The following is a 15,649-nucleotide window of genomic DNA, read 5'->3' as shown; positions in this document are numbered from 1 at the left end:
CATGCCCGCTTGCGGGCATGCCATCGCGCTTACAGCTGCGTAGCGCTGAAGTAATGCTCCGGTTTGGCAATGCGGTCCTGCGCCGCCACCACCTGCAATTCATACTCGTGCATATTTTTGGTGGCCAGCATGATTTCATACACTGCCGCAGTAACGTGCTCAAGGGCATCGCGCAGGCTGGCGCCCTGCAGTAGCTTAACCAGCAGCAGGCCGCTGGTCACATCGCCCACGCCGACCGGCTGACGGCTGCCAAAATCGACCAGCGGGCGGCTGATATGCCAGGCCTCATCCGCTGTCACCAGCAACATCTCAAAGCGATCCATACTCATACCGGCCCGCGCCAGATGCTTCACCAGCACCACCTGTGGCCCTAGTGCTATCAGCTCACGCGCCGCGCTAACGGCTTCGTCAACGTTGGCTACCGGATGGCCGCACAGGATCTCCAATTCGACAAGATTCGGCGCGATGATATCACTGGCCGGCAGCGCATAGCGTACGTGGAATTCAGCCACCCCAGGGGCGACGATACAGCCTTTTTCCGGGTGGCCCATCACCGGGTCGCAAAAATATTTCGCTGCCGGATTCGCCGCTTTAACCTGACGCACGATGCCGAGAATATGTTCGCCCTGCTCGGCGGAGCCAAGATAGCCGCTCAGTACCGCATCGCAGCTCTGCAGCTTATCGATATCGGCAATCCCCTGCACGATTTCGGTCAGATGCGAAGGCGGCATGACGCAGCCGGTCCATTTGCCGTACTGCGTATGGTTGGAGAACTGAACGGTATTGAGGGGCCAGACGTTGGCGCCGAGGCGGCGCATCGGAAATTCAGCGGCGCTGTTGCCCGCATGGCCAAACACAACGTGAGACTGAATGGCGAGGATGTTCTTCATTTTCTTACCACAACCCTAAAAAGAAAAAAGGGCGTGGTTTCCCACGCCCTGGTTTTATTTTTTATTTCCAGCAGACCAGGCAGTAATTCTTCTTACCGCGACGCAGTAAGGTGTAGCGGCCGAACAGGCGGTCGCTATCACTGAATACATATTCCGGATCGGACTGTTTTTCACCGTTAATGGTCACCGCGTTAGAGGCTACGGTTTTACGCGCCTGACCGCGGGACGGCTGCAGCTCGGAATCCACCAGCGCCTGCAGGAGATCGGCGCCTTTTTCCATTTCGATCATCGGCACGCCATCCTGCGCCAGCTGTTCGAAATCTGCTTCGCTCAGGTCGCTCAGATTACCGTTAAACAGGCTTTCGGTAATGCGCTTAGCCGCTTCCAGGCCTTCTTCGCCGTGGACCAGACGCGTCACCAGCTCTGCCAGCACGTACTGCGCGCGCGGCGCTTTACCGCTGTTTTTATCTTCTTCTTCCAGCGCATTGATCTCGGCAATGTCCATGAAGGTGAAGAACTTCAGGAAGCGATAAACGTCTGCGTCGGCGGTGTTAATCCAGAACTGGTAGAATTTGTACGGACTGGTTTTCTTCGGATCCAGCCATACCGCGCCGCCTTCTGTTTTACCGAACTTGGTGCCGTCGGCCTTGGTGATCAGCGGAACGGTCAAACCAAAGACCTGATTCTGGTGCAAACGACGAGTCAGGTCGATACCTGAAGTGATGTTGCCCCACTGATCGGAGCCGCCGATTTGCAGCGCCACGCCGTGCAGTTTATTCAGGCAGGCAAAGTCATAACCCTGCAGCAGGTTATAGGAAAACTCGGTGAAAGAGATCCCCTGATCGTCACGGTTCAGACGCTGCTTCACCGCTTCTTTGTTGATCATCTGGTTCACAGAGAAGTGCTTGCCGATATCACGCAGGAAGGTCAGCACGTTCATGCCGCCGAACCAGTCGTAGTTATTCGCGGCAATCGCCGAGTTGTCGCCGCAGTTGAAATCGAGGAATGGCGCAACCTGTTTACGGATTTTATCCACCCACTGCTGCACGGTATCTTCGGTATTGAGTTTACGCTCAGCGGCTTTAAAGCTCGGGTCGCCAATCAGACCGGTCGCGCCGCCGACCAGCGCCACAGGCTTATGGCCTGCCTGCTGGAAGCGTTTCAGGCATAACAATGGAACAAGATGCCCCAAGTGCAAGCTGTCAGCGGTAGGATCGAAGCCGCAATAGAGCGCGATCGGGCCTTGCGCCAGTCGCTCTGCTAACGCTTCCTCGTCCGTCACCTGGGCTACCAGCCCCCGCTCTTGCAATTGTTTAATCAAGTTACTGCTTGCCATCAAATTCTCCATGTATAAACGACTGCACCTTTGCCGGTACACGACTTTTCGCCAGACGCGAAAGGTACATAGAATAAAGCGCCGGAGCACGTAGCACCAGCGCTTAAAACAACATTTTGCGTCCTTTATGGCGCCAGACGGTCGATTTGCCAGCCATCATTTTGCCGCTGGTATAAAAAGCGGTCGTGCAGACGATGTTCACCGCCCTGCCAGAACTCCATTTGTTCAATACTGACGCGGAAACCGCCCCAGAAACTTGGCAACGGGACTTCGCCTTGCTGGAATTTCTGTTTAAGCTCGAGGAATTTACTTTCCAGGATCCCTCGAGCGGAGATACGGCTGGACTGTTGGGAGACCCAGGCGCCAATCTGGCTATCGCGCGGTCGGCTGTGGAAATACTTAACCACTTCCAGCGTCGACAGACGTTCTGCCTGGCCTATTACCATCACCTGGCGCTCCAGCATATGCCAGGGAAACAGCAGGCTGATATGGGGATTTTTTTCGATCTGGTGCGCCTTACGGCTGCCCAGGTTGGTATAGAACACCAGCCCTTTTTCGTCATAGTGCTTTAACAATACGATGCGTTGATAGGGCTGGCCGTTTTCATCAACGGTCGCGACTACCATCGCCGTCGGGTCGGCGAGCTTAGCGTCGCAGGCCTGACGCAACCAACGTTCAAATAACGTCAGGGGTTCAGCGGGAAGATCGTGGCGACGAAGGCCGCCACGGGTATATTCACGGCGCAGATGCGCGATTTGCTGCAATTCGTCGTTATCAGACATAACCATTGAGATCGTTGTCATAGGGTGGCGTTATTGTGCGCCCCCGCTACGGAAATCTCAACGTTTGGCGGTTTGTAACTGGCAGTTGTCCAGTACGGCGCGGTCGCGCTTATACACGGTGGCGCTGTCGCCCTTCGACCAGAAGACATAAACGCCATCAGTGTAACGAGAACCGGAAGCCGAGAGCCCCTGGGTCAGATTGAGTTGCTGATTATCATAGATAAAACTCACCTGCTGACGAGCGTTGTTCAGATGGACGGTCAGCGGTTTTTGATCGCACTGATATTCAAGGGTGTCGGTCTGCATCCGTTCAACGAATTGGTTGTAATAGCTACACCCCGCCAGCATAAAAGGAACTACCGCAATAAGAAATTTTTTCATGAGTATGCCTTCGACTTTCCCGGTCAGGAGGGCAAACCGCCCTCCCGGAATTTCGTCCAGTTTACCGGTAAATAAAAAATAGCGACTTCAGTTAACTCTGATTCTGCGCTCGATTCGCGGGATAAATGGCGCCAAGAATGGTCGCTTCGCTGGCGCCGGTGACGGAAGGAAGATTACCCGGCAGGCCGGCAAGCGTACGCCATGCCAGCCACGCAAAAGCCAACGCTTCCATATCGTCACCGCTGATGCCGGCGTCATCGGTGGTCGTGACTTCCGTTCCTGGCAGCAGCGCCGCCAGACGCGCCATCAACAGCGGATTACGCGCCCCGCCGCCGCAAACTAACAAACGCTCGCAGCCGCCGCTTAACAAAACCTGCTCACTGATGGTCACCGCCGTCAGTTCAGTCAGCGTGGCCTGAACATCCTGCCCTCGCAGATTAGCGTAACGCGCCAGATGTTTTTCCAGCCAACCATAATTGAAATACTCGCGACCGGTGCTCTTCGGCGCGGGTAACGCAAACCACGGGTCGCTTAGCATATCCTGCAGCAGCGGTAGCAATACTTTGCCTTCACTGGCCCATTGCGCGTCTTTATCGTAGGGTTTACCGCACTGGCGCCAAATCCAGGCGTCCATCAACATATTTCCCGGTCCTGTGTCGTAACCGCGTACCGGCTGCCCTGGAACCAGCAAGGAAAGGTTGGCTATGCCGCCGATGTTAAGCACCATACGTCTTTCAACCGGGTGCGCCAGCAGCGCCTGATGGAAAGCCGGGACAAGGGGCGCACCCTGGCCGCCAAGCGCCATATCGCGGCGGCGGAAATCCCCCACCACGGTCACGCCGGTATGTGCAGCAATCTGGTTGTTATCGCCTATTTGCATCGTGTGCGGCGCATCGCCGGTCGGTTCATGCCACACCGTCTGGCCATGGCAACCGATAGCGACAACATCCTCAGGCTGAAGATTTTGCTGGCGCATCAGCGCTAATACTGCATCCGAAAAAAGCCGTCCCAAACGGGTATCGAGTCGCCCCAGTTGCGACAAGGTCAGCTGTTGCCCCTGGCAAATCGCTAAAATATCTTCTTTCAGATTGACCGGGATGGGGTACGAGAGGCTCGCCTGCTGCGCCACCATGTTTTCATTTATTGCCGCCAGAACAACATCAACGCCATCAAGGCTGGTGCCAGACATTACGCCAATAAAACGACCTGATTTCATACGCCTACCCTCATTCCATGACTTTTGCAGTGCCATCAGTGCATCATAAAGCAGCGTGCAATGCTATGGCGCACTAATACTTTTTAACAATAGTTCTGCCGCGACAATTTGTTATGTAAAGTACTTACGTTTATCCGTCGTTAAAGCGAACCTTATTATTTTTAAACAGTCCATAAGGAAGCTATGCCAGCGAACGCTTAAATGCCATATAATTGACCACATGGAAGTTCACTGGAACATTTTGGTACACAGGAGATTCATAAATGATTTTACGTGTTTTGGCTGTCTCGATGATTGGCTTAACCCTGGCGGGTTGCGTCAGCAGCAGCGGTCTATCCGGCGATGTTTACACAGCATCAGAAGCCAAGCAGGTGCAAAGCGTGACCTACGGTACCATCGTACATACCCGTGCGGTCCAGATCCAAAGCGGCGATGACAGCAATGCTATCGGCGCGATTGGCGGCGCGGTACTCGGCGGCTTCCTTGGTAATACCATCGGCGGCGGTACCGGTCGTTCTCTTGCAACTGCTGCAGGCGCGGTTGCCGGCGGCGTAGCCGGTCAGGGCGTACAGGGCGCGATGAACAAAACGCAGGGCGTTGAGCTGGAGATCCGCAAAGATGACGGTAATACCATCATGGTGGTTCAGAAACAGGGCAGCACCCCGTTCTCCGTCGGCCAGCGCGTAGCCATTGCCGGCAGCGGTAGTCAAGTGACGGTTTCCCCGCGTTAAGCCTCCCTAATGCGGCCTTAATTGGCCGCATTAATTCCCCAGATTCATTATTTATCACCAAAACATTCATCATACATATATCAATATTATTGATGTTTCTGCACAGCAACTTGCGTTTGCGCAATATTTCCCGTTGATTAATTCGTTAGCCTGAAGATGTTTTTCATTTAGCGACCAGCGCGTCGTTTTTATCCGCCCTTTTATCGCGGGAGTTTGCCTGTGCCTCTGAATTTAAACCGGTTATCGCACCGCTTATTTGCTTATATCTTTGCCTGCAGCCTGGCAATTATTACGATTGATTTACTATCTCATTCAGTCGTTAATCGTATTCCTACGACTTCATCACCACTTTTTCCTTTGTTGACAATAATATTAATGATTTTTCATATTACTATTGCCTGTTTCATGAGCATGAAATATTGGTGTGATAAAAACCGCCTGTATCTAATGCCTATCGCCATCGCCTTTGCCAGCTCCGCCCTGCTGATGCTGGGTACCCTGAGCAGCTATCCCGGCTGGCTATTGTACAACAGCGAATATATTGTTAAACAAAATGACGCACTGATCTTTTATTCATTCCGTAATATCCTGATGGCGGTGTTGTTCATCACCGCTATTGTTATATACCGTTTTCGTCAGTATCTTAATCAAGCGTCCGGCGCACATACTATAGTACTGACGGGGTGTTTTCTTTTTAGTGCTATCATTCTTATTTTGTCGTGGCTACATTCCAGTAATAGTCCATTATTAAGCATCGATTTCATCGACGATCTCACCAGCACTTTTACTCCGTTATGGCATAACTGGATGGGCTGGTTGCTTTTTTTAGTCTGGGTAGTGACATTGGTATTATTGGTTACTCTCACCCGGCTAAGAAATATATTCTGGTACAGCGGGGCATTTTTCTGCGCCGCCTATTTGTTTACGCTAAACGTATTACTCACAGCGACAAATAGCCAACATATCATCGCATGGAATCAGGCACGCCTGTTCGAAACCTTAAGTACCTTATTTATGCTGTTCGTCCTGTTAAGCGACGTTTTTCTTCTCTATCGCGACTCTAACAATAAATACATCAATTCATATCAGAACTCTATCCGCGATCCGCTGACCAGACTGTACAACCGCAGCTACTTTTACGACACGCTCAACGGTCTGCTGCCGCAAGTTTCAGCAACACAACCGCTGTCGGTTATCGTCAGCGATCTCGACCACTTTAAGCGTATCAACGACAACTACGGTCATGTTCAGGGTGACAAGGTGATTCAGTTTACCGCCGACGTATTACGGACGCACGTGCGCCATGATGATATTGCCGCGCGCATCGGCGGCGAAGAGTTCGCCCTGCTGCTGGTAAATACCCATGCTGATGATGCGCTGGCGATAGCCGAGCGAATTCGTCAGATGGTCAGCGCCGGACAGACATCGCTGCCGGAACGAATGACCATTAGCATGGGTGTTTACACCGTTACAAGCTCAAGCATTGGGGCTGAGGAATGCGTCAAGCGCGCGGATACGGCTATGTACGCGGCGAAAAACGGTGGCCGCGACCGCGTGGTGGTCTGGCAGGAATAATAGAAAGGGCTTTGCGAACGCAAAGCCCTTTTCCCGGCTAGTCTTTTGCCTGAAGATCGAGGATATTGTTTTCAAGTTTACGGATTAAGTTGAGTAGCGTTTCGACTTCCTGCTTTGAGACACCCGCAAGGATTTCATCACGCGTTTTGCCAATCACCGCTTCCATTTCATTGATCAGCGGTTCAGCCTTTTCCGTTAACTTAATACGTTTCGCCCGGCGATCGTTTGCACAAGTCTGGCGAGAAATGAGCCCTTTCTCCTCCAGTTGATCCAGCGTGCGCACCAAAGAGGGCTGTTCGATACCAATGGCCTTGGCCAGCTGGATTTGCGACTGCTCAGGAGGTAGCTGATGAATGTTATGCAGCGTGACCCAGTGCGTCTGCGTTAACTCCAGAGGTTTCAGGCGATGGTCGATCAGCGCGCGCCAAACGCGTACCAAACGTGCCAGATCAGAACCAAGTGGCGATTCCAATTTCATCTCCTTATAATTAGCTTGCTAAGTTATTATACTGCTTTTAGAATAGTGTGCAGCATTTAAATTACCAAAACAAATGAATTACTTGATTCACTAAATTCAAGACAATGATTTACAATGTGAACTAATTCATCACCAAGAACATTATCCCTGCAACGGCAAAGGATTTTTGCTTGTGAAACTGAGTCTTAACACTCCCGGATTGTCGCTACAGGACCTGGTGTTCGGCGCTTCTATCTATTTTCCCCCGTTATTTAAAGCCGTCGTGCTTGGTTTCTTTATCTGGTTAATCGTTCATCGTCAGCTACGCGACTGGATGTATGCCGGCGAAATCTGGCATCCCCTGCTGATGGACCTTTCCCTGTTTGCGCTGGCCGTTTGCCTGGCGCTGGTTCTCCTGACTCTCTTGTGATGCTCATTTCATGAAGAAACTAAAATATCTCTCAACCTTAATTATTGCCGCCATTGCGATTATCGCCGCCTGGCTGGTATGGAACTACTACACCCAGTCTCCGTGGACGCGCGATGGCAAAATTCGCGCCGAACAGGTCGGTATCACCCCGCAGATTTCCGGCAGTATTTTGCAGTTGAATGTTAAAGATAACCAATTGGTCAAAGCCGGCGACGTGCTGTTCCGTATTGACGATACGCCGTATCGCATCTCGGTATTAAACGCACAAGCGCAGTTGGCAAAAGCCAAAGCCGAACTGGCAAAAGCCAAAGCCGAGCAGACTAAAGCCGCCAGCGACGTTACTCGCCGCCGCAGTCTGTCGCAAAACTTCATCTCCGCTGAAGATATGGAAACCGTCAATACCGCCCTGAATACCGCCAATACGACTTATGAGGCGGCTAAAGCGGTCGTTGGCGTGGCGCAAGCCGCGCTGGAGCATGCGCAGTGGCAGCTGGCGCAAACCGTGGTTAAAGCCCCGGTTGATGGCTGGATAACTAATTTGTCAACGCGGGTCGGGGATTACGCCTCCGTCGGCCATCCCGTATTTGCCCTTGTCGACAGCCACTCTTTCTATGTCCTGGGTTATTTTGAAGAGACCAAACTACGTCACATCCGCGAAGGTGATAGCGCTCAGGTCGTTCTCTATAGCAGCAAACAAACGTTACAAGGTCACGTCTCCAGTATCGGCCGCGCCATCGTTGACCAGAGCGTTGAAGGCGGTTCGGCGCTGGTCGCTAATATTAAACCCAACATTCCATGGGTACGCCTTGCGCAACGCGTACCGGTACGTATCGAGTTCGATAAACTCCCTGCGGATGTCACGTTGGTTTCAGGTACCACCTGTACCGTGTCAATTGGCGGACAATAATGAAGCTGCAGGCTCTGCGCTGGCAATCACTGCCGTGGTTTAAGGCCAGTCGCCCGCAATGGCGCTACGCATTGCGCAACGGTATTGCCATGTGTCTGGCGCTCAGCATCGCCTATGCGTTGGACCTTGATGAGCCTTACTGGGCGATGACCTCGGCCGCGGTAGTCAGCTTCCCGACCGTCGGCGGCGTTATCAGTAAGAGCTTTGGCCGTATCGCCGGCAGCCTGCTCGGCGCCTGCGCCGCCCTGCTACTGGCCGGCCATACCCTTAATGACCCCTGGCTATTCCTATTCAGTATCTCAGCCTGGATTGCGCTCTGTACCTGGGCCTGTGCGATGTTTACCAATAATGTCGCTTACGCCTTTCAGCTGGCAGGCTATACCTGCGCCATTATCGCCTTCCCGGTTATTAATGTTACCGACGCGAATGAACTGTGGACTATCGCTCAGTCGCGTGTCTGTGAAGTGATTGTGGGGATATTGTCCGGCGGGTTCATGATGATGATCCTGCCCAGTACCTCGGATGGCGTCACGCTGCTGACGGCACTGAAGAATATGCACTCCCGATTATTAGAGCATGCCAGCCTGCTGTGGGTGCCGGAAACCACCGATGCGATTCGTAGCGCTCATGAAAGCGTCATCGGCCAGATCCTGACCATGAATCTGCTGCGTATCCAGGCCTTCTGGAGCCATTATCGTTTCAGACGGCAGAACCCCTTGCTGAATTATCTGCTACACCAGCAGTTGCGAATGACCAGCGTCATCTCCAGCCTGCGGCGAATGTTATTGAACTGGCCGGATGCGCCTGGTAATACGCGGGCGGTGCTGGAAACGTTACTTAGCGAGCTCGCCAATCCGCACGCAAATGTTTATAGCGTGGCGCGAATTCTGGTGCCGCTAGCCCCCGGCCCTAACGCCGACTATCGCCATCTGGCGTTCTGGAAACGGCTGCGTTATTTCTGTCGTATCTATCTCGAAAGCAGCCGCTGGATCCGCCGCATCGAGAACGCCAGCGCTATCACGGTGTTCAATGTCCCTTCGGCGCCCGCGCTGTCGCGCCATACCGATCAGGCGGAAGCGTTATGGAACGGCTTGCGTACCTTCTGCGCGTTGGTGGCCGTGGGTGCCTGGGGCATCAGCACCCAATGGCAGGCCTGCGCCGCCGCGCTCACCCTTGCCGCCATTAGCTGCGTACTGTACTCGGTGTCGCCTTCGCCTTTTAAATCGCTCACCTTATTGATGCGTACCCTGGTGCTGTTGTCGCTGTTCAGCTTTGTGGTGAAGTTTGGCTTAATGGTGCAGATAACCGACCTGTGGCAGTTTTTACTGTTTCTGTTCCCGCTGCTCACCACCATGCAATTATTAAAACTTCAAATGCCGAAGTTCGCAGGGCTATGGGGGCAGTTAATCGTCTTTATGGGATCGTTTATTTCGGTCACCAACCCTCCGGTCTATGACTTCGCCTCGTTTCTTAATGATAATCTCAGCAAAATCATCGGCGTCGGTCTTGCATGGCTTGCCTTTGCGATTATCAGTCCCGGTTCGGATGCGCGGAAAAGCCGCCGCCATATTCGTGCGTTACGGCGTCACTTCGTCGATCAGCTGAGCCGCCGCCCGCAGCATAGCGAGCACGAATTTGAGTCACTGGTGTATCACCACATTAGCCAGTTAAGCAGCAGCCAGGACGCGCTGGCGCGACGTTGGCTGCTGCGCTGGGGCGTGGTGCTGCTCAACTGCTCGCATGTCGTGTGGCAACTACGTGATTGGGAGACACGCTCCGATCCGCTTTCACAAGTGCGCGACTTGTGTATTAGCCTGCTACGCGACGTCATGAGCGAACGCGGCGTCCAGCAACGCCCACTTGCCTCGACGTTGCTGGAACTGCAGCGGATTTGCGACACCCTTAATCACCATCATCAGCCGGCGGCTAAAGAGCTGGCGGCGATTATCTGGCGGTTATACTGCTCGCTATCGCAATTAGAACAAGCGCCGATTGCCGGCACCATTACCGAACGGGCTACTTAATCACCCCGCAGGCAAAACGCTCGCCGCCGCCGCCCAGCGGCTGCGGGCTATCGGCCATATTATCGCCGCCGACATGCACCATCAGCGCTTTGCCCTTCACTTCCGCGAGCGTTTTCAGGCGCGGGGCAATAACTGGTTGATTAGCCACGCCATCGTCGTTCACCACCAGCAGAGGGAGATCGCCGAGATGCCCCGCCCCTAATGGCCCTTCATGTTTGCCGGTATGTTGCGGGTCGAAATGCCCGCCCGCCGCGCCGGCGGCGACCGCTTTACCGTCTTTTATCGCCGGCTGGCAGCTCCCTTCAGCATGAATATGAAAACCGTGTTTACCCGGCGGTAACGCGCGTAAATCAGGAGCAAATTCGAGTCCCCTGTCGGTTTCAGTAATTTTAACGCTGCCGACGGCCTGGCCAACGCTTTGGCTGGTGACAAGATTGAGGGTGACATCTTCACTGGCGGCCTGAGCGCCAGCGCAAAATGCGAGAGTGAAAATAGCGAGTAAACATCGTTGCATAACACCTCCGGATTGGCTGTTTCCCTGATAAGTGTAAACCAGGCAGCGGCATCCGGAGGCGTAATCTGGCTTATGGGACGTCGTATCCCAGCGCCGCTTTGCGAATGCGGAACCACTGCTGGCGCGTCATATGCAGTTTTTCCGCGACAATCGCCGAGCGCACGCGCTCGATTTTCCCCGAGCCGATAATCGGCAACGGTTTCGACGGCAGGCGCAACACCCACGCGTAAACTACCTGTTCGATGCTTTCGGCGTTAAGCTCCTGGGCAATTTGTGCCAGTTCGTCGCGCAGCGGCTGGAAGCTCTCGTCGTTGAACAGGCGTCCGCCGCCGAGGCAGGACCAGGCCATCGGGTGAATGCGTAGCTGCTGCAGTTGATCGAGGGTGCCGTCAAGCAGCAGCGGCTGATATACCGGCGAGAGCTCGACCTGGTTAGTCGCCAGGGTGAAAGGCAGGCGCGATTGTAAAAGCGTAAACTGCGCCGGCGTAAAGTTAGACACGCCAAAGTGGCGCACTTTCCCACTATGATGTAGCGCGAGGAAAGCCTCAGCGACCTCGTCGGCATCCATCAATGGATCCGGGCGGTGAATCAGCAGTAAATCGAGATGATCGGTCGCCAGGTTGCGCAGGGATTGCTCGGCGCTGAGAATGATATGGTCACGGTCAGTAATATAGTGGCCAATGGTATTTTCCGCACGCGCTTTGGTAGCAATGCCGCATTTGCTGACGATTTCCATTCGGCTACGTAGATGCGGAGCTCGTTTAAGCGCTTCGCCAAAGGCAGATTCGCATTGATAATCGCCGTAGATATCGGCGTGGTCGACGGTAGTAATTCCCAGATCCAGGTGCTGCTCAATAAAGCCGACCAGCGCCTCGGCGGACATATTCCAGTCCATTAGCCGCCAGTAACCCATAACAAAACGTGAAAATTCCGGCCCCTGCGGAGCCATAGCAATACGCTGAACCATAAACGCTTCCTCGACAAAAAAGTGCTCTGAGTATACGCATATTTATCTTCAAAACAGTGAGGGTTGCTGCGGTTCTTCCGCCGGCTCCGGCTTAGCCGCTCGAATTTTACGCAGTAATCGCTGACGGCACAGGCGCAGAACCTCTTGTTTTTGCGCATCGCTCAGTTTTTGCCAGTTGAAGCGCTCATCACGGCTACGAAAACAGCCACGGCAATACCCGCGTTCATCGGACTGACATATTCCCCGACACGGACTTTGTACCGGGAAAAACTCAAGCTGCTCTGCCACAACCGATCTCCTGTTTGTTCTCTCTGCTTCTCATTGAAGACGCTCTGCCGCTCGCGCGCAACTTTTGTTAGTTTGTTATCCTCGCAGAATGATCATTTTGCTTGCATTAGACCAATCGGTCTACTACAGTGTGCCGCATGAACAGACACAGCGAATGCGATACCCGAGAACACATCCTCGTCACCGGCGAACAACTATGCATGCATCGTGGTTTTACCGGAATGGGCTTAAGTGAACTTCTGAAAACGGCGGAAGTGCCGAAAGGCTCTTTCTATCATTACTTTCGCTCAAAAGAAGCCTTCGGCGTCGCGTTGCTTGAACATCACTACACCGGCTATCTGCAGCGCCTGGTTGACCACTTCGACCATGGCGAAGGCAACTACCGCGACCGATTGCTGGCCTACTATCAGCACACGCTGAATCAGTTTTGCCAACAGGGCATTATCAGCGGCTGCTTAACCGTGAAGCTGTCGGCGGAAGTGTGCGACCTGTCGGAAGATATGCGTACCGCCATGGATAAAGGCGCCAGTCAGATTATCGCCCTATTGGGCGAAGCACTGGAAAAAGGCCGTCTGGAGGGTAGCCTGCTGTTTGAGGGGGAAGCTATCACCCTTTCACAGGTGCTGTACTCGTTGTGGTTGGGGGCCAATCTACAGGCCAAAATTACGCGTAGCGCAACGCCGCTGGAAAGCGCTCTTGCTCACGCCAAACAGATCATTGCAGCGCCTGCGGTTTAACAGGCGTTTTTATTTAACCAGTTACAAGACGACCGGTCTACTCAGGAGTCATTATGTCAGAATCTAAATTGTTCAGCCCGTTAAAAGTCGGTGCGGTGACCGTACCTAACCGCGTATTTATGGCTCCGCTGACCCGTCTGCGCAGCATCGAACCTGGCGACATCCCTACTCCGCTGATGGCTGAGTACTATCGTCAGCGCGCCAGCTCCGGCCTGATTATCACCGAAGCGACGCAAATTTCCGCCCAAGCGAAAGGTTATGCCGGCGCGCCGGGCCTGCATAGCGCAGAGCAAATGGCCGCATGGCAAAAAATCACCGCTGGCGTTCATGCTGAAAACGGTCATATCGCCGTGCAACTGTGGCACACCGGGCGGATTTCCCATAACAGCCTGCAACCGGGCGGCGCAGCGCCGGTCGCGCCATCGGCACTGAGCGCAGGCACGCGTACTTCGCTGCGTGATGAAAACGGCCATGCGATTCGCGTTGATACGTCAATGCCGCGCGCGCTGGAAACGGACGAAATCCCAGGCATCGTTGATGATTTCCGTCAGGCGGTAGGCAATGCCCGTGATGTCGGATTCGATCTGGTAGAGCTGCACTCCGCGCACGGTTATCTGCTGCACCAGTTCCTGTCGCCTTCTTCTAACCAGCGTACCGACCAGTACGGCGGCAGCGTTGAGAACCGCGCCCGCTTGGTGCTCGAAGTGGTCGATGCCGTCAGCAAAGAGTGGAGCGCCGACCGTATCGGTATCCGCGTGTCGCCAATCGGTAGTTTCCAGAACGTCGATAACGGCCCGAACGAAGAAGCCGATGCGCTCTATCTTATTGAGCAACTGGCAAAACGCGGTATCGCTTATCTGCACATGTCCGAACCAGACTGGGCCGGCGGCCAGCCGTATAGCGACGAATTCCGTCAGAAAGTCCGCGATCGTTTCCCTGGCGCGATTATCGGCGCTGGCGCCTATACGGTGGAGAAAGCCAACGACCTTATTAATAAAGGGCTGATCGATGCCGTGGCCTTTGGCCGCGATTACATCGCCAACCCGGATCTGGTGGCCCGTCTGCAGAAGAAAGCGGCGCTAAACCCGCAGCGCCCGGAAAGCTTCTACGGCGGCGGCGCGGAAGGTTATACCGATTATCCAACCCTGTAATCCCTCCATTGATAGCGGCGTACCAACGCCGCTATACTCAAGACTCTGATGTATCAAAACAAACTGCATAGGGGAAATTATGCGCTTACTTCACACCATGCTGCGCGTTGGCGACCTGCAACGTTCTATCGAGTTTTATACCAACGTGCTGGGCATGAAGCTGCTGCGTACCAGCGAAAACCCTGAATATAAATACTCGCTGGCTTTCGTCGGCTACGGCGAAGAGAGCGATACCGCGGTTATCGAACTGACCTATAACTGGGGCGTGGATAGCTACGAGCTCGGTACCGCCTATGGCCATATTGCGCTGAGCGTCGACAACGCGGCGGAAGCCTGCGAACGTATTCGCCAGAACGGCGGCAACGTCACTCGCGAGGCCGGCCCGGTGAAAGGCGGCAGCACGGTTATCGCCTTTGTTGAAGATCCGGACGGCTACAAAATTGAGCTGATCGAAGAGAAAGATGCCGGAAAAGGTCTCGGCAACTAAGTTAATTCGGGCGCGTTCGCGCCCGATGTTTTATCCCTACCTGCTGCAAGCCGCGGCAAAATTTGCCATAATGCGCGCTACTTTTTTCCAGCTAAGAGAATCTGATGTCCGAGAACGCTCAACTTAATGGTCTGTGCGGCCGTTTTCGCGGTTTTTACCCAGTGGTGATTGATGTTGAGACCGCCGGGTTTAATGCCAAAACCGACGCCCTGCTGGAGATCGCCGCTATTACGTTGAAGATGGATGAGCAGGGCTGGCTGATGCCGGACGAAACGCTGCATTTTCACGTGGCTCCCTTCGAAGGGGCCAACCTGCAGCCGGAAGCGCTGGCTTTCAATGGAATTAACCCAAACGATCCTGAGCGCGGCGCGATAAGCGAATACGATGCGCTGCACGCCATTTTTAAAATGGTCCGCAAAGGGATGAAAGAGAGCGATTGTAGCCGCGCGATTATGGTGGCGCATAATGCGACTTTCGATCATAGCTTTACGATGGCCGCCGCCGAGCGCGCCGGGTTGAAACGCAACCCGTTCCATCCTTTCGTGACCTTCGATACCGCCGCGCTGAGCGGGTTGGCCTTAGGGCAAACGGTATTGTCTAAAGCCTGCATTGCCGCGGGAATGGAGTTTGATGGCAGCAAGGCTCATTCTGCGTTGTATGATACCGAGCAAACCGCCCAGCTATTCTGCGAAATCGTCAACCGCTGGAAGCGCCTTGGCGGTTGGCCCTTACCTGCGCTTGAAGCATAAGCGATAAAAAAAGCGACTTCCGGGGAA

Annotated in this window: 18 protein-coding genes; 9 read left to right on the top strand and 9 right to left on the bottom strand. The window is 53.9% G+C overall.

What is annotated here, in order from left to right; genetic code table 11:
• Window positions 1-29: 29 nt before the first annotated feature.
• The 5 genes from pdxY to anmK form a co-directional block, all read right to left on the bottom strand.
• Window positions 30-890, bottom strand: a complete 861-nt coding sequence (pdxY, locus tag PGR10_RS02130; protein WP_087858481.1) for a pyridoxal kinase PdxY — start codon at window positions 888-890, stop codon at window positions 30-32.
• A gap of 61 nt (window positions 891-951) precedes the next feature.
• Window positions 952-2,226, bottom strand: a complete 1,275-nt coding sequence (tyrS, locus tag PGR10_RS02125; RefSeq protein WP_430922834.1) for a tyrosine--tRNA ligase — start codon at window positions 2,224-2,226, stop codon at window positions 952-954.
• A 125-nt stretch (window positions 2,227-2,351) separates the two neighbouring features.
• On the bottom strand, window positions 2,352-3,008 hold the full coding sequence (pdxH, locus tag PGR10_RS02120; protein ID WP_032706215.1) for a pyridoxamine 5'-phosphate oxidase: 657 nt from the start codon (window positions 3,006-3,008) through the stop codon (window positions 2,352-2,354).
• Between the two features lie 57 nt (window positions 3,009-3,065).
• Window positions 3,066-3,389 (bottom strand): C-type lysozyme inhibitor, encoded by a 324-nt coding sequence (gene mliC, locus PGR10_RS02115; RefSeq protein ID WP_087858480.1) that lies wholly within the window; start codon window positions 3,387-3,389, stop codon window positions 3,066-3,068.
• A 91-nt stretch (window positions 3,390-3,480) separates the two neighbouring features.
• The gene (gene anmK, locus PGR10_RS02110; protein ID WP_087858479.1) at window positions 3,481-4,605 is read right to left on the bottom strand and encodes an anhydro-N-acetylmuramic acid kinase; all 1,125 of its coding nucleotides are present in this window, start codon (window positions 4,603-4,605) and stop codon (window positions 3,481-3,483) included.
• Window positions 4,606-4,868: 263 nt separating this feature from the next.
• Here anmK and slyB point away from each other — a divergent pair, with 263 nt between their 5' ends.
• Window positions 4,869-5,336 (top strand): outer membrane lipoprotein SlyB, encoded by a 468-nt coding sequence (gene slyB, locus PGR10_RS02105; protein WP_045392464.1) that lies wholly within the window; start codon window positions 4,869-4,871, stop codon window positions 5,334-5,336.
• Window positions 5,337-5,555: 219 nt separating this feature from the next.
• A complete protein-coding gene (locus PGR10_RS02100) occupies window positions 5,556-6,911 on the top strand; it encodes a sensor domain-containing diguanylate cyclase (protein WP_430922833.1) in 1,356 nt (451 codons plus the stop codon).
• A 37-nt stretch (window positions 6,912-6,948) separates the two neighbouring features.
• Here the strand turns inward: PGR10_RS02100 and slyA are convergent, their stop codons facing one another.
• Window positions 6,949-7,389: a transcriptional regulator SlyA gene (gene slyA, locus PGR10_RS02095; protein WP_087858477.1), complete on the bottom strand. Its 441-nt coding sequence runs from the start codon at window positions 7,387-7,389 to the stop codon at window positions 6,949-6,951.
• A 172-nt stretch (window positions 7,390-7,561) separates the two neighbouring features.
• On the opposite strand from slyA, the gene PGR10_RS02090 reads away from it, so the two are divergent.
• From PGR10_RS02090 to PGR10_RS02080, 3 genes are read left to right on the top strand one after another with little or no spacing between them, the layout of a single operon-like run.
• Entirely contained in the window at window positions 7,562-7,798 is a 237-nt protein-coding gene (locus PGR10_RS02090; protein ID WP_015366868.1) for a DUF1656 domain-containing protein, read from the top strand.
• A 10-nt stretch (window positions 7,799-7,808) separates the two neighbouring features.
• Window positions 7,809-8,705: an efflux RND transporter periplasmic adaptor subunit gene (locus PGR10_RS02085; protein ID WP_213317649.1), complete on the top strand. Its 897-nt coding sequence runs from the start codon at window positions 7,809-7,811 to the stop codon at window positions 8,703-8,705.
• A complete protein-coding gene (locus PGR10_RS02080; RefSeq protein ID WP_430922831.1) occupies window positions 8,705-10,729 on the top strand; it encodes an FUSC family protein in 2,025 nt (674 codons plus the stop codon). Before PGR10_RS02085 ends, PGR10_RS02080 begins: the two co-directional genes overlap by 1 nt.
• Here the strand turns inward: PGR10_RS02080 and sodC are convergent.
• From sodC to PGR10_RS02065, 3 genes are all read right to left on the bottom strand, one after another.
• Window positions 10,722-11,243, bottom strand: a complete 522-nt coding sequence (sodC, locus tag PGR10_RS02075; RefSeq protein ID WP_113374668.1) for a superoxide dismutase [Cu-Zn] SodC — start codon at window positions 11,241-11,243, stop codon at window positions 10,722-10,724. The genes PGR10_RS02080 and sodC overlap by 8 nt on opposite strands.
• 70 nt (window positions 11,244-11,313) lie before the next feature.
• Window positions 11,314-12,210, bottom strand: coding sequence for an aldo/keto reductase (locus PGR10_RS02070; RefSeq protein WP_430922830.1), 897 nt, complete (start codon window positions 12,208-12,210; stop codon window positions 11,314-11,316).
• Between the two features lie 48 nt (window positions 12,211-12,258).
• Window positions 12,259-12,498 carry a DUF1289 domain-containing protein gene (locus PGR10_RS02065; RefSeq protein ID WP_087858472.1) on the bottom strand — a complete coding sequence of 80 codons (240 nt, stop codon included), beginning with the start codon at window positions 12,496-12,498 and terminating at the stop codon, window positions 12,259-12,261.
• Between the two features lie 137 nt (window positions 12,499-12,635).
• On the opposite strand from PGR10_RS02065, the gene PGR10_RS02060 reads away from it, so the two are divergent.
• The 4 genes from PGR10_RS02060 to rnt all read left to right on the top strand — a co-directional run bounded on the left by PGR10_RS02060 (window position 12,636) and on the right by rnt (window position 15,622).
• Window positions 12,636-13,235 carry a TetR/AcrR family transcriptional regulator gene (locus PGR10_RS02060; protein WP_045392477.1) on the top strand — a complete coding sequence of 200 codons (600 nt, stop codon included), beginning with the start codon at window positions 12,636-12,638 and terminating at the stop codon, window positions 13,233-13,235.
• Window positions 13,236-13,288: 53 nt separating this feature from the next.
• A complete protein-coding gene (locus PGR10_RS02055) occupies window positions 13,289-14,386 on the top strand; it encodes an alkene reductase (RefSeq protein WP_015366875.1) in 1,098 nt (365 codons plus the stop codon).
• A gap of 79 nt (window positions 14,387-14,465) precedes the next feature.
• Window positions 14,466-14,873, top strand: coding sequence for a lactoylglutathione lyase (gene gloA, locus PGR10_RS02050; RefSeq protein WP_045373539.1), 408 nt, complete (start codon window positions 14,466-14,468; stop codon window positions 14,871-14,873).
• Between the two features lie 104 nt (window positions 14,874-14,977).
• Window positions 14,978-15,622 (top strand): ribonuclease T, encoded by a 645-nt coding sequence (gene rnt / locus PGR10_RS02045; RefSeq protein WP_047040933.1) that lies wholly within the window; start codon window positions 14,978-14,980, stop codon window positions 15,620-15,622.
• Window positions 15,623-15,649: the final 27 nt, after the last annotated feature.

Origin of the sequence: Klebsiella sp. 141198, assembly GCF_050600785.1 — a bacterium.
Taxonomy (GTDB): Bacteria; Pseudomonadota; Gammaproteobacteria; order Enterobacterales; family Enterobacteriaceae; genus Klebsiella; species Klebsiella aerogenes.
This window is presented reverse-complemented; position numbering and strand designations above follow the sequence as displayed.